Consider the following 14,604-nt stretch of genomic DNA (forward strand, 5'->3'; position numbering starts at 1 on the left):
ATGCTCAGACCGTTCCTCATCATCGGCGTCGGCGGCTCCGGCGGCAAGACCCTGCGCGGCCTCCGGCACGCCCTCGAGCTGCGCCTGCAGCAGGCCGGCTGGGACGGCGGCCTTCCCGCGGCCTGGCAGATGCTGCACTTCGACACGCCCATCGCGCAGGACGGCGCCGACTATCCCCAGCCGTTCATGCCGCCGCAGAACTACAAAGGACTCGTCGCCGGTGGGGGAGCGTACGAGAGCGTCTTCGGCGGCATCGTGCACGGCAAGAAGATCGCGTCGCAGGCGATGGACGACGTGCTGCGCCAGCTCCCCGACCCTAAGCGGGTGCCGGTGGATGTGACGAAGGGCGCCGGGCAGTTCCGTGCCGTTGGGCGCGCGGTTGCCCTCTCGAAGCTCTCCGACATCGCGAAGGCTGCGTCGGAGTCCATCAACACGATGAGCGACGCGAAGGCGCTCGGCCAGTTGCGCACCCTCGGCGACGTGCTGCGGGCGAAGAGCGAGGGCGGCGTCACGCCGAACCCGACGGTGATCGTGATCTCGTCGATCGCCGGCGGATCGGGCGCCGGCCAGTACATCGACGTGATCGAGGCCATAAAGGCGACCGCGAAGACGCAGCCCTGGGCGTATCAGTTCTTCAGCCTGCTCTTCGCCCCCGACGTCTTCGACCAGATCAAGGGCAGTGGCGGCATCCCGAGCAACGCACTTGCGACGGTCGCCGAGACGATGAACGGATTCTGGACGACGAACCCGTCGGAGTCGACGATCGAGCTGTTCAAGAGCAAGGGTCTGACGCCGAGCTATGGTGGTGCGCGCGACAGGGTCGGCGGTGCCTACCCGTTCATCATCGGCCGGCAGAACTCGAAGATCTCGTTCGACAACCAGGGCGAGGTCTACTCGGCGCTCGCGACGAGCGTGGCCGCCTGGATGACCGACGACCGCGTGCAGGGCGACATCGACGAGTACGCGACCGGCAACTGGACGGCGAACGTCGGTGCGAACAAGTTGAGCGACGAGTCAAGACTGATGCGTCCGATCGACCAGTCGCCGCCGTTCTCGAGCCTCGGCTTCGGCCGGGTGACGCTCGGGCGTGAGAAGTTCCTCGACTATGCCGCCGAACGGTTCGCCCGCTCCTCCGTCGACCGCATGCTGTTCTGGCACGCCGAGAGCGACCCGCAGTTCACCGAGCGCACCCGCGAGGAGTGGATCGAGCTCAAGGCATCGTGGGCGCTGACCGGCTTCATCAGCGCGGCCCGGCTCGACGAAGAGACGGAGGAGCGCAACGACGTCATCGACGCCCTGCGCGATGCGCCCGCCCAGAAGACCCTGCAGCTCGAGTTCGAAAAGGACGTTCTCGCCTCCGCCGGCGCCGAGTACTCGCTCGACAAGTCGGGCGGGCTCGACATCTCGGTCTGGCACGAGCGGCTGATGAGCGAGTACAACGACAAAGTGGAGCGGTTCCTCTCCCGCGACACGGCCAATCGCCAGGCGAAACTCGACGAATGGATCGCGTCGCAGCCCTCCCACATCGTTACCACCGTCGAGCAGGCCATCGGCGAGCACGGCCTGCCCGTCACCGTCGAGCTGCTGAACCGGGTCGGCCGCGTCGTGAAGAGCGCCTCGGAGACCCTGACTGCCGAGGCGGAGCTTCGCCGCAGCTGGATCCGGCAGCTGCCCGGCTACATCCACGAGGAGCTGAGCCGGTCGTCGAGCCAGAACTCGATCCGGCCCGACCAGGAGCCGGTCGACCTCGCGATCGGCCGTATCGGCCAGGCCTTCGAGTGGGAGTCTGAGGCGCGCCTGCGCGACAGCGCCTCGGCGCTGCTGCGGGAGCTGCGCCGCGACTTCCTCGATCCGCTGCGCGCCCACCTCGCCAGCAGCCTCGCCGCACTGCAGTCCCGCGTCTCGGAGCAGAACCACTCCGACGGCCGCGTCAACGAGTACGAGTTCTGGCCGCGCCAGGACGACCAGACCGTTCCGCGCAAGTACGCGCCGGCGCCGAACGAGCGCCTGCTCGTCGAGGTCGCCGAGTACGCCGGCGAGTTCGAATCCCTGGTCTCCTCCGCAGCGAGCGGAGCATCGTTCGGCGACGCCATGCCCACGGTGATGAGCTCGATCCTGCTGGGTACGATCGGCGACGAGACGGTCACCGATCCGAAGCAGCGCTGGCGACTCATCCAGAGCACCCGCTCGTGGAAGCCCGTGGTGACGGCCGACAAGACCCACGTCGTGTCGTCGCCCCAGCTGCCGCGGTTCACCTTCGCCGACCAGCCCGAGGTCTACGTCGACAGGGCGAGGGTGTGGATGCTGCGCCAGGGCACCGCGTTCCAGAGCTACATCACCGAAGACCTGCGTACCTACTTCGATGTGCAGCATGTCGACCCGGTCACGTTCAAGAACCGCCGCGACAAGTTCACCGAGCAGCTGCGCGCGGCGCTGGGATCGAGCGAACCGCTCGTCAAGCTCAACCCCGCCCTGCTCTCCGAGGTTCACGGAAAGTCGGTCGGCGACGGCACCCGGCTGGTCTTCAGCTCGATTCCGTTCGAGGCCGGCACCGAGATGTACGAGGTCACCAAGCACGCCCTCGTCACGCAGGGCGTCTGGGACGACAGCGTCTCGAAGGGCTGGTTCCAGGATGCCCGGGTCGACGGTATCGAGATCTTCGCCATGTCGGGGTTCCCGTACCAGCCCTTCGTCATGGACTCCGTCATGGAGCCCATCGCCCGCGGCTGGCTGGCCGAGTCGAACAACGTCAACAGCCGCGCTGCGTTCTGGAAGTGGAAGCGCTCGCGCCTGCTGATGGAGGCTGTGCCGGCCGACCCCGAGGTCGCCGAGTCGATCATCCGCGGCTGGTACGTGGCCAAGGCGCTCGGCCAGCTCGCCGTCGACACCAGCGACGACGCCCGTGGCCCCGCGCTCAGCGTGTGGGACGCCGAGCACCGCACGTTCGCCGACTTTCCGCACCCGCTGCTCTATCCCGGCATCGCCCCCTCGAACGACTACCCGGGTGTGGTGCTCGAGTCGCTCATCGTCGCGATGGCGCTCATCAGTTCGGAGGGGTCGCTTCGGCCGCTCCACGCGTACCACGCGCTGATGGAGCTGGGCGGGGCGCCGGGACAGCTGTCGCGTCCGCTCTCGACGTGGATCCGGTCGGGCGAGCTGGCCGGCGGCGCGCCGGAACCCGACGACGAGCGGGCGGGGGGCGCATCCGCGAGTCTGAGCGCACGCCAGGATGCGCTGCGGGCCTTCCTCGAGAGCGAGCTCGACGACTTCCGTGCCGAGATCGCGACGCAGGATGCCCGCACCAGCGTCTACAACTACCCGGTGAGCTGGGAGATCCGCAACGAGATCATCCGCGTGCTGGGCGACCTGCGTGACGGTGTCGTCGAAATCAAGGCCGCGAAGTCAGGGATCTAGCCGTGGCGCGCGGAATGTGGCCGAACGGCGCGGTGAGCATCATCCTGTTGCCGAGCGGCGACCAGGGAGCCTCGCTCTTCGATCTCGCTCGCGAATGGGTGGGACTGTCGCTCGTGGCGCCGGCGCTCTGGGTGCGGCCCGAGCGGGTGAGCATGCTGCCCGACAGCCCACCGAGCATCCGGGCCTGGGTGATCGGTGTCGACAGCGATCGTGAGGTTCAGCAGATCGATGTCGACCTCTTCGAGGCCCTCGCGCGCGAATCGCTGTCGCTCGTCAGGCTCATCAAGGTGCGCTCAGCGTTGCCGAGCCGGGAACAGGATGATCTGCAGGACGCCATCGGTCAGACGGTGTCTGACTACATCACCCTCTCGCTGCCCTCGGTGAACCCCGAGTACTCGCACCTCAAGGCCCGCACCTCGCTGACGAAGGTGAGCCTGATCGCAGCGCCCACCGAGTTCCAGCTGCGCGAGCGGGTGGAGTGGGCCGACACCGACCAGGGCGTCACCCTCGTGGCGTCGCCCGAAGACCGGTCGAGCCCCTGGGCCGGCGATGCGTTCGTGCGCGATAACGCCCGGTTCGTGGGATTCACGCTGATGCACATCGCAACGGTCGGCGGGCTCTGGAACGGGGTGCCCACCGGGTCTCTCGACATCGTCGACTCGTCGTCCTCCGCGCAGCCGGTCTCCGGCGGAATCTGGATGCCCCGGGTCTTCGTCAACGCCGTGCTGACCGACGGCCTCGCCCGACGTGTCGCGGCGCAGGTGCTCGAGTCGGCCGCCGATCCATCCTCTGCCCTCATCGACCCCTCGCGGGGCGTGCCCGCCGAGGGAACGGCGGCGATTCCGGATGAGCGGATCGATGACTACGTGGGCGCGATGGTCGAAGCAGCCTTCCAGCTCGACGACGCGAAACTCAGCTACCGGGCTCCCGTGCTGGAAGGCATCCGGGGGAAGGACAGCGTCGGGGTCTTCCGCCAGCTCGGGCTCTTCACAGCGTTCGCCGCGGAGAAGATCCTCTGGATGCCGTACTGGTTCGTCGCATTCTTTCGCGACGGGCTCGTGGCGGCGGTGCAACGGTTGTTCCAGGGGAACAGGGGCCGGCTCGAAGTGGTGGCCGGCGGCGGTTCGGCGACGGACGGCGGCGCCCTCTTCGGCCGCCGTGCGCCCCGCGTCGATTCCCGCGACCGGATGCTGTTGACCGCCCGATCGGCGTTGGTCGAGGCCGAGGCGACCGCACAGCAGTCGCTCAACACCCCCGCTGCGGCCAGTGCGCTGCGGTCGACACCTCGCCTCTGGACCGGCCTTCGCGAGCTGGTCTTCGGATCGCTCGACGGCAGCGCCGACCTCGAAGACCGCGGGTTCACGCCGATCGAAGACAAGACGCCGGTCTTCGGCCGCGTCAGTGACGTTCTGCCCGACGCGAACGACGTCTGGCACTTCCCGGGTGACGTTCTGCCCCCCGGATTCCCCGCGTCGATCGGGTCGCAGAACCTGCACGAGGCCTCCACCCTGCGCGAGAGGATCGGGTCGGCGATACGTGACACGCGTCTCGAGGCAGAGGGTGTTCAGACGGCGTACGACGCGGCACAGTCCGAGTACGTGACCGCATCGGCGCGCTTCGAGGTATTGCAGAAGTACCTGCTCGCCCAGAACGCCATCAGCCTCGACGGCGAGGGGCGGCCGACTGTGCTGGTGCCCGGGCTGCCGAGCGGCGAAGCCGACCCGGCGGCGGCCGGTGCCGCTTCGGGGGCAGGATCGGCTGACGACTCGTTCGCATCCCTTCGCCCGTATCTCACTGAGTACCTTGCGCTGCCCGTGCGCCTCGAGACCCTCGAGCTGAGCGGAACGGAGTTCGGCGCCGACCTCGAGCGGCTCACCGCGCGGCTCGAGACCCATCGCACCGCCCTGGCCTCGTTCGAGACCTGGCTCAGCCAGCGCGAGCGGTCCTTTCTCTGGCGAACGCTCGCCCGCATGAACCGTACCCGCGACAGGGCGCGTTCCGACCTTTCGGGGTTCGAACGCCGCATCGTCGCCACCGAGCTGCCCGAGGCCGGCACGCTGGTGCGCCTCCGGCAGAGCTTCCACGGGCGAATCGGACTCGCGGCCTTCGTGCTGTTGGTCATCGGCGCGCTGCTCGTGCTGTTGCCCCGCGCCGTGCAGCAGGTGCGCGACTGGCCCCCGTACCCGGCCGACTGGATGATCGTCACCGCACTCGTCGTGCTGGTGCTCCTCTTTCTTCTGGGCTATCTGGTGGCCTACTACCGCGGCTGGTCGGAGTTCGACCGAACCGTCGCCGAGACCCTCGACGAGTTGCACCAGCTGGGCCGCGCGACCACGCAGGTGCGCAGCGAGCTGCACCGGCTGGCGAGCCTGCACGGCCAGTCGATGGACTGGCTCGAACTGCTCGCTGTCTCGCTCTACCGGCCGTGGGCGGTCAAGCCGTCGTGGCTCGACTCCGGGCTGACGTCACTCGACACGCTGGCGATGCCGTTCGCGATGCAGGTCGCGCAGGCCTACGAGGGCAGCTCCACCGAGTCGGTGCGCCTGCAGCATGCGGCGGCCCGCAGCCTGGTACGCACCGGATGGCGCGCCCGGGCCTTCGAGCAGATGCTGGCAGCGATCGGCACCCGCCTCGGCCTCTCGCCCGAACAACTTGGGCTCGACGCTCTCGACCACGACCTTCCGCACGCCTCGAACAACTCCCGTCGGATCGTGCGCGACAACATGACCGATGGGGTACTGCTCGAGACCGTGGCGCGCACCCACCTCGGCGAGCTCATCCAGGAGGTGCAGAGTGGTGCGCTCTACGAGTCCAAACCGCGGGTGCGCCGACTCGTCAGCGACCCCCTGGCGCGGCTGCAGTCCGATGCCTCAGGAATCGACACGAGTGTCGAAGACCTTGAGTGGAGCGGCTTCCTCACGGGCGCACTGGGGGAGGCGAGCGATCCCATCTCCCCCCTGAGCGCCCTCGGAATCGCGCCCTTCGAGGTGCAGGACGGACACCACATCGAACCGTCCACCTTCGTTCTCGCTCCGGCCCGCATCGCGTCGGGACTGGCGGCGCGGGAGGGGCGCCGTGTGCACATCACGTCGTACAGCGACGCTGTGGCACGCCCTCTCGACATCGTGCTGCGCATCGACCTGGCGGGCCCCCTGCCTCTCAGCGCCGTGCACCTGTGGGGAGAAGGCAAGCGGCGGCATCCGCAGCTCGTCGACGCCCTCGCCGCAGCCGCGCCCGCGGGCAACCCAGCGGCGCGCGCCGATGCGGCCCGCTGCCCCCAGTGCGGCAAGACCTCGTGCCCTGCCGCAGACCCCGCGAGCGGTGCCGCCTGCGTGAACTCGGGGATCTGAGCCCTCGGTCCCCGGTCGGGGTCTTCGCTAGGCTGGGGGCCCGTACACTCTGGGAGGTTTTCGTGGGATCACTCGAGGCGGCGTGTGTCGTTCACCAACTGCGTTCGGACTCCGGCAACGTCGGTGTCACCGCCATCGACAAACGCCCGGTCGACGGTCCCGTGCGCGTGAGGCCGCTCGGCCTCTACGCCGATGCCCAGGCCGACCGCGCACACCACGGCGGCGCTGACAAGGCGCTCTACGCGTACTCGGCCGCTGATGCCGAGTACTGGGAGTCGGAGCTCGGGCGCCCCCTGCCGGCGGGCTGGTTCGGAGAGAACCTGCGCGTCTCGGGCATCGATGTGTCGGGCGCGCCAATCGGCTCGCGCTGGCAGATCGGCGCACAGGTCGTCGTCGAGGTCACCATGCCCCGAACGCCCTGCCAGACGTTCGCCCGCTGGGTGGGCGGTGCGGATGCCCGGGGCTGGGTCAAGCGCTTCGCCACAGCCCTCCGCCCCGGCGCCTACCTCCGCGTCGTGACGCCGGGCTCGATCCTCGCTGGCGACACGATCACGGTGCTGTCGCAGCCCGCGGGTGCACCGACCATCGCAGAGGTGTTCGCGGGCTCGCTGTCGTCGACGCGCGCCTGAGGCGCGCTGCGCGCTGCGCGCTGCGCGCTCGCGTGGGCGGTGCGCGCCGGTGGGTTCGCGACTGCCGCCGGGTTGGGCTAATATGGACAAGTTGTCGTCCCACCAACGGGCTGTAGCGCAGCTTGGTAGCGCACCTGACTGGGGGTCAGGGGGTCGCAGGTTCAAATCCTGTCAGCCCGACACAAAGCCCCGGAACCCGGCCAGTAGGCAAGGCTCCGGGGCCTTCTTCGTTCCGGGCGGTGTCTTCTACGAGTTCCCGCAGGTCTTTCCTCTACTCGCTGTCGTCTGCGCCGCCACCCGAGGTCGTGTCTGCCCCATCGTCGGCCTGGCTGCCATCGGACCCCGAACCGTCCGGAATCGCGTCGACATCGGGTTTGCCACCATCGAATTCAGTCATGTCTCCCTCTCGTTGTGCTGCGAAACTACGCCCATCCACGGGCCTTGGCACGGGGTTGACTCCGCAGCGCACGCTGACTTTCATAAAACTGAGTCCAGTCCTGGTTTTTGGTAACTGACAAACATTCGCTTCGGCGAATTTCCGGCTGAGGGGTCTGCGATGAGCGCCAGGCGGCTGCGAACCATGAAGTCGTGGACGCGACGCCGGTCGGCAGCCTCCGCTTTTCTTCTGCTTAGTAACACTTAAGCGCACAAGTGTTACTAAGCTGATCGTGTGAAACCAGATAGTCCCGTCACCAGCTCTCTTCCCATCCCGCCCGGGGCAGCAGAGAACAGGGTGTGGAAGCCGAGGGACACCGGCTACCATTCTCGCAACGAGCTCCGGCGGCAGACCGGCGAATACAGCTCCTCGGTCACGCCTGAGATCGTCTCCTGGAACCCCCGTCTCTCGAGCGCTCTCAGCGCTGACGTGGAGGACGCCGCGAGGGCGCTCGTGGATTTCGACTCCTACGCGTTGCGCGTTCTCGGGGTGGACAGCCCGGCAGTCGGCCCGATGTCCGCGATCCTGCTCCGCACAGAGAGCGCCTCCAGTTCGCAGATCGAGAACCTGACGACCAGCGCACGACAGATCGCGCTTGCCGAGATCGAGGAGACGGTGAAACCCAACGCGTTGACCGTCATCGGTAATGTCCGAGCAATGGAGGCCGCACTCGCGCTCTCAGAAAGCATCGATAGGGCGGCGATACTGGCGATGCATCGAGAACTCCTCAGCCGACAGCGGGGATGGGAGGAGCACGCGGGGGTGTTCCGGTCGGAACTGGTCTGGATCGGAAAAAGCAGAGCCGGGCCCCTGGGTGCCGATTTTGTTGCTCCTCAGCATGAGCGGGTCGGTGCGGCGATCGACGACCTCATCGCTTTTGCCGACCGGGACGATCTTCCCGTTCTGGTGCAGGTCGCCGTAGCGCACGCACAGTTCGAGTCCGTGCATCCCTTCGTCGACGGCAACGGCCGCACCGGCCGCGCCCTCGCGCAAGCGATGCTGAAGAACAAGGGGCTCGTCTCCCACACCACCGTGCCGATTTCAGCGGGCCTCCTGACGCAGACGGAGGTCTACTTCGGTGCTCTGGAGAGATTTCGGGCCGGGGACGCGGCGCCCATCGTCGAGAGCTTCGCGTGGGCGTCGCGGTACGCCGCTGCGACCGGCCGCGGGCTCATCGACCGGCTCTCGGAGCAATTGGAGTCATCGCGATCGCACCTGCGGGGCATTCGATCGGATGCAGCCGCCTGGGGTGTTCTGCCGAGGCTCATCGCCCAGCCGATGTTGAACACGCAGTATCTTCGGTCGGCGCTCGGTATGAGCACGATGACGGCCCAGCGGGCGCTCGAGGTGCTCACGGACCGCGGCGTGCTGAAGGAGACGACGGGGCTCAGACGCAATCGCGTATGGCAGCACACGGGCATCCTGGGTGTGCTCGACCAGTACGCCGACGACATCAGGCGCGGACGATAGTCGCGCCCCGATCGTTCCTCGGCGAGACCGCCGGGCCGGGGGCTGGTGCTCTGCAGGCTCGTGGGCGGTACACCGGCCGATCTGTGCGAACGTATGATCAGGTGAACGCATTCGGGGGAACGTTGTGAGTACTTCATCGGGGATGCCTGCGGGCTGGTATCCGGATTCGCAGATCGACGGCGGCGAGCGGTACTGGAACGGCGTCTCGTGGAGCACCCGGCGGATGGCGGCTCCGCCAGCGGCGGCTCCCGCAGTACCTCCGCCGGTCGCGCCACGACGGCCGGCCCCGCCACGACGGCCAGCCTCGCCGCGACGGCCAGCCTCGAAACGACGACGGGTCTCGCAACGACGACCGGTCGCGCCTCGGCGGGGCGTTCCAGTGGTGACCATGGTCGTCGGTGCTGTGGTGCTGCTCGTCCTGGCGCTCTCGCTCGTCAGCGGCGTCGGCGGGTTTCTGATCACGCTCGGCCTCATCGCGCTGCTGACGGGGCTGTACGTCGCCGTCACGAAGCGCCGGAGTTGGGCGCGGCTGCCCGCATCCCGGATGATCGGGGCCGGCGTCGTGGTCGGCGCGCTCATCATCGCGGGGGTCGGTGTCGGGGTTTCGCCGAAGCGGGTTCCGGATGTCGCACCCGCCGCCCTCGCGGCGACTGGGGCGGTGGCAGACCCTACTTCTGGCGATCCGACCCCGGCTGTGCCGACGGCCGCGCCCACGACTGCTTCGGACGCGGAGCTGGCCGCCGCTCAAATGGATCCGGAGACCGCCACGACCCCGCCCGAAGGCTCGAGCGTGGTCGCTGCCGACACCAGCGTCACGACGGGCACGGCCCTCGCGGTGCTCGCGACGTTGGCGGTGAAGGGCCGGGCGCCCAAGACGGGGTACGACCGGGTCGGGCAGTTCGGGATCGCCTGGCTCGACGTCGATCGGAACGGCTGCGACACTCGCAACGACATCCTCGCCCGTGACCTGGCGGATGTGACGAAGTCGGGCCCGTGCAAAGTGCTGACGGGTGTCCTGACCGACCGGTACACGGGAAAGACCATCGACTTCGTGCGCGGCAACACGACCTCGACGCTGGTGCAGATCGACCACGTCGTCGCACTGTCCGATGCTTGGCAGAAGGGCGCACAGCAGCTCACGGCGGCGCAGCGGGTGAGCTTCGCGAACGATCCGCTCAATCTGTGGGCGGTCGACGGAGCGACCAACGAGGCGAAGAGTGACGGGGATGCCGCCACCTGGCTGCCGCCCAGCACAGGGATTCGGTGTGAGTACGCTGCCCGCCAGATCTCAGTGAAGGCGACCTACGCGCTCTGGGTGACGCAGGCGGAGCACGACGCGCTCGCGGGCATCCTCTCGGCGTGCCCCGACCAGGCGGCGGTGTCGTCGGCGTTCACGCCCGCTGCCGCGGTTACCGTGCAGGCCGCGCCTCCGGCCGCGCCGGCACCTGCCCCCGTCGCCGCGCCGGTTCCCGCACCCGCACCGGTGCCTGCGCCCGTCGCGCCCGTGCCGCAACCGGCCCCCGCTGAACCCGCCGCACCTGCCGCACCTGCACCGGCCCCCGTCGAACCGGCCCCGGCAGACGTCTATTACGCGAACTGCGCGGCAGCGCGAGCAGCGGGGGCCGCGCCTCTGTATCGCGGAGATCCCGGCTACCGGCCGAAGCTCGACGGCGACAGCGACGGCATCGCCTGCGAGTAGGCGGTCAGTTCACCTCGAGCAGCACCGTCAGCCCGACCATCGCCGAGCCGATGAGCGCCAGCGCGACTCCGGCGATACCCGCCCTGATGGTGGTGAAGGGCGCCCACCAGGTTCCGATGAGAAAGAGCGAGGCGATAGCGATGGCGTTCGAGAGGTCGAGCGCTACGTCGGGGTCGAGGGGGAGGAGGAACGGGATGATCGGGGGGAGCGTCGTGGCGAGCACCAGCACGACGATCGCTCCGGCGGCGAGCAGATCGGAGCGCCGCAGTCGGGGCGCGAAACGGCGACCGGCCACGTTCTCGGCGACGGCGTCGTAGAGGTGATCGACGGCATCCGGGGTCGCGTAGTCGTCGAGCGCGGAGTCGAGGGCACCTCGCACGAGGGCACGACGCTCGCTGGCGTCGGGGGAAGAAGCGCGGAGGGTGCTCGCCACAAGGTCGAGCCGCCCACGCTGGAACAGCACGTTCATGAGATACAGCGCCGCGTCGATGATGGCCCAGGCCAGCGCCGTCGAGAAGGCGACCGTCAGCAGGTTGTTCACGCCCTCGTCGGTGTTGATCACATCGAGGCGGGCGGTCGAGGTGATGCCGATGACCATCACCAGACCGACGACGATCTCGGGGAGCGTCTCCGCAGGGCTCAGATTGCCGAGGACGGGCAGCTTCCGCTGGAGGAACGGTTTCTTGGTCACTGTTCGCGATGGTACTGGATGCTGGCCGGTACCATCGGCCCATGCCAGATTCGCGACACGCAGCCGACAGCCACGACCTGATCCGGGTTTTCGGAGCGCGGGAGAACAACTTGAAGGATGTCTCGCTCGACATCCCGAAGAGGCGTCTCACGGTGTTCACCGGGGTGTCGGGTTCGGGCAAGACCTCGCTCGTGTTCGGCACCATCGCGGCTGAATCGCAACGTCTCATCAATGAGACCTACACCGCGTTCGTGCAGTCGTTCATGCCCAGCCTCGGCCGGCCCGACGTTGACGCACTGACGGGGCTGACGCCGGCGATCATCGTCGACCAGGAGCGCATGGGTGCCAACTCCCGCTCCACGGTCGGTACGGCCACCGATGCGAACGCCATGTTGCGCATCCTGTTCAGCAGGCTGGCGGAGCCCCGGCTGGGGGCGTCGATGCGCTACGGGTTCAATAGCGCAGAGGGGATGTGCCCGCGCTGCGAGGGTCTGGGCGAGGTCAACGACATCGATGTCGACGAGCTCGTCGATCGCTCGCTCTCCCTGGAGCAGGGCGCCATCCGGGTCCCGGGCTACACGCCCGATGGGTGGTACGTGCGCATCTTCACCGAGTCGGGTTTCGTCGACGGTGCGAAGAGGGTCGCCGACTTCAGCGCGCAGGAGCTCGTCGACTTTCTCCACCGACCGGCCGAGAAGGTCAAGATCGGCAACACCAATATGACATACGAGGGGCTGGTGCCGAAGGTGCAGCGCACTCTGCTCTCGAAAGACCGGGAGTCGATGCAGCCGCACATCCGGGCCTTCGTCGACAGGGCCGTGACGTTCACCTCGTGCCCGGAGTGCGGTGGCACCCGGCTGAACGCGGCCGCGCTGGGTTCGACGATCGAGGGCCTGAGCATTGCCGACTGCACGGCGATGCAGATCAGCGACCTGGTTCCGTTCATCCGGGGCCTCGGCACGTCGTCGGGTGCAGCATCCGTCGCCCCGATCGTCGAGACGCTGGCAGAGACGCTCGACTCCTTCGTCGAGATCGGACTCGGCTACCTGAGCCTCGACCGCCGCACCGGAACGCTCTCGGGCGGCGAGGCGCAGCGCGTCAAAATGGTGCGGCACCTCGGATCGAGCCTCACCGACGTGACATATGTGTTCGACGAGCCCACCGTCGGCTTGCATCCGCACGACATCCAGCGAATGAACGGGCTGCTGCTGAGCCTCCGCGACAAGGGCAACACGGTGCTGGTCGTCGAGCACAAGCCCGAGACCATTGCCATTGCCGACCACGTTGTCGACCTGGGGCCGCGGGCCGGAACGAACGGTGGCGAGATCTGCTTCACGGGCACGGTTGCCGAGCTGCGGGCATCCGACTCCCTGACCGGGCGACACCTCGAAGACCGAACTCGGCTGAAGGGGATGCCCCGGGTGGCGCGCGAGGTTCTCTCGATTCAGGATGCGACCACCCACAACCTGCAGAACGTCAGTGTCGATGTTCCTCTCGGCGTGCTGACGGTCATCACGGGGGTGGCGGGCTCGGGCAAGAGCTCGCTCATCCACGGGTCGATCCCGCGCGGGGCGAACTTGGTCTCGGTCGACCAGACGGCGATCCGTGGGTCTCGGCGCAGCAACCCGGCGACATACACGGGGCTGCTCGACCCGATCCGCACGGCGTTCGCGAAGGCCAACGGGGTGAAGCCGGCGCTGTTCAGCGCGAACTCGACCGGGGCGTGCCCGACCTGCAACGGTGCGGGCGTGATCTACACCGATCTCGCGATGATGGCCGGGGTGGCGACGGTCTGCGAGGAGTGCGGTGGCGCGCGCTTCCAGGCGCAGGTGCTCGAGTACCGGCTCGGCGGTCAGAACATCGCGGAGGTGCTGGCGATGCCGGTCGCCGAGGCGGAGCGGTTCTTCGCGGCCGCGGGTGCGGGGGGCGAGGGCGCGCACGCTGGTGCTGGTGCTGGTGCTGGTGCTGGTGCTGGTGCCGGTGCGGCGGGTGCGGGGGCTGCGGCTGGCGCTGGCGCCCGTGCGGCTTCTGCGGCGGGCGCGGGTTCCGCCGCGGCGGCGGCGCACGCCATCCTGACCCGGATGCTCGACACCGGCCTCGGCTACCTGAGCCTCGGGCAGCCGCTCACCACGCTCTCGGGCGGAGAACGTCAGCGCCTGAAGCTCGCAATCCACATGGCCGACAGAGGCGGCATCTACGTTCTCGACGAGCCCACCTCCGGGCTTCACCTCGCAGACGTCGAGCAGCTGCTCCGGCTGCTCGACCGACTCGTCGACTCCGGCAAATCTGTTATCGTCATCGAGCACCACCAGGCCGTCATGGCCCACGCCGACTGGATCATCGACATCGGCCCCGGCGCCGGCCACGACGGAGGCCGAGTCGTCTTCGAGGGCACGCCCGCCGACCTCGTCGCGGCCAGATCGACCCTCACGGGCATTCACCTCGCCGACTACGTCGCAACGGCGCGGTAGCCCCCGCTGGCCTGCGCAGCACCCACCACCCCAAGAATGCCGTCGCCGCGGGACGGGGAGGCCCCCCGCTGCGATTCCCTACGCCGTCAGCTCGGGTAGGAAATCGCGTGGCTCAGTCGAAAGTTTCAATCGACGCATTTCGATGAGCGCCTCGAGTTGTCAAAGAATCAGGGACGCTCATCACCGTGCAGTGAATTGCAAAAGTTTCGAGGTGAACCTCGGCGGGGTGGAACAGGGTTGCAGATCGACTTCAGTCTTCACACGACAGTGCAGTCTTCACATGACGATGCTGTCTTCACACGACAGTGCAGTCTTCACACGACGACGCGGCGCACATCAGCGATGCACCGTAGCGACGATCTCAGACCCCGTGCTCGAGCTTCCGCAGGGCGGTCAAGCGAGCAACCAGAACTGTAGCACGGTCGGCGTGCCGTGGCGAATCGG

At 68.1% G+C, this 14,604-nt stretch carries 8 protein-coding genes, 1 tRNA gene and 1 pseudogene; 8 read left to right on the forward strand and 2 right to left on the reverse strand.

Going from position 1 to position 14,604, the window contains the following annotated elements:
- The 4 genes from B7R24_RS06270 (at nucleotide 1) to B7R24_RS06285 (ending at nucleotide 7,573) form a co-directional block, all read left to right on the forward strand.
- The gene (locus B7R24_RS06270; RefSeq protein WP_116418126.1) at nucleotides 1–3,414 is read left to right on the forward strand and encodes a tubulin-like doman-containing protein; all 3,414 of its coding nucleotides are present in this window, start codon (nucleotides 1–3) and stop codon (nucleotides 3,412–3,414) included.
- Nucleotides 3,415–3,416: 2 nt separating this feature from the next.
- The gene (locus B7R24_RS06275) at nucleotides 3,417–6,764 is read left to right on the forward strand and encodes a hypothetical protein (protein ID WP_147303980.1); all 3,348 of its coding nucleotides are present in this window, start codon (nucleotides 3,417–3,419) and stop codon (nucleotides 6,762–6,764) included.
- Between the two features lie 62 nt (nucleotides 6,765–6,826).
- Nucleotides 6,827–7,393 (forward strand): MOSC domain-containing protein, encoded by a 567-nt coding sequence (locus B7R24_RS06280; RefSeq protein WP_116418128.1) that lies wholly within the window; start codon nucleotides 6,827–6,829, stop codon nucleotides 7,391–7,393.
- A 106-nt stretch (nucleotides 7,394–7,499) separates the two neighbouring features.
- Nucleotides 7,500–7,573 (forward strand) — tRNA-Pro (locus B7R24_RS06285).
- A gap of 91 nt (nucleotides 7,574–7,664) precedes the next feature.
- On the opposite strand, the gene B7R24_RS18280 is transcribed toward B7R24_RS06285, so the two are convergent.
- Nucleotides 7,665–7,790 (reverse strand): hypothetical protein, encoded by a 126-nt coding sequence (locus B7R24_RS18280; RefSeq protein WP_301182462.1) that lies wholly within the window; start codon nucleotides 7,788–7,790, stop codon nucleotides 7,665–7,667.
- A gap of 273 nt (nucleotides 7,791–8,063) precedes the next feature.
- Here B7R24_RS18280 and B7R24_RS06290 point away from each other — a divergent pair, with 273 nt between their 5' ends.
- From B7R24_RS06290 to B7R24_RS06295, 3 genes and pseudogenes are all read left to right on the forward strand, one after another.
- A complete protein-coding gene (locus tag B7R24_RS06290; protein ID WP_253259304.1) occupies nucleotides 8,064–9,299 on the forward strand; it encodes a Fic family protein in 1,236 nt (411 codons plus the stop codon).
- A 142-nt stretch (nucleotides 9,300–9,441) separates the two neighbouring features.
- Nucleotides 9,442–9,534, forward strand: a pseudogene (locus B7R24_RS18380) (DUF2510 domain-containing protein); the annotation flags it as partial.
- A gap of 153 nt (nucleotides 9,535–9,687) precedes the next feature.
- Nucleotides 9,688–10,998: a GmrSD restriction endonuclease domain-containing protein gene (locus tag B7R24_RS06295; protein ID WP_253259305.1), complete on the forward strand. Its 1,311-nt coding sequence runs from the start codon at nucleotides 9,688–9,690 to the stop codon at nucleotides 10,996–10,998.
- Nucleotides 10,999–11,002: 4 nt separating this feature from the next.
- Here B7R24_RS06295 and B7R24_RS06300 read toward each other — a convergent pair whose 3' ends face one another.
- Complete coding sequence (locus B7R24_RS06300) at nucleotides 11,003–11,689, reverse strand: hypothetical protein (RefSeq protein ID WP_116418131.1); 687 nt, start codon at nucleotides 11,687–11,689, stop codon at nucleotides 11,003–11,005.
- Nucleotides 11,690–11,730: 41 nt separating this feature from the next.
- Here B7R24_RS06300 and B7R24_RS06305 point away from each other — a divergent pair, with 41 nt between their 5' ends.
- A complete protein-coding gene (locus B7R24_RS06305) occupies nucleotides 11,731–14,160 on the forward strand; it encodes an ATP-binding cassette domain-containing protein (protein ID WP_116418132.1) in 2,430 nt (809 codons plus the stop codon).
- The last annotated feature ends 444 nt before the right edge of the window (nucleotides 14,161–14,604 follow it).

It is taken from the genome of Subtercola boreus (assembly GCF_003399645.1).
In the GTDB taxonomy this organism is placed as follows: domain Bacteria; phylum Actinomycetota; class Actinomycetes; order Actinomycetales; family Microbacteriaceae; genus Subtercola; species Subtercola boreus_A.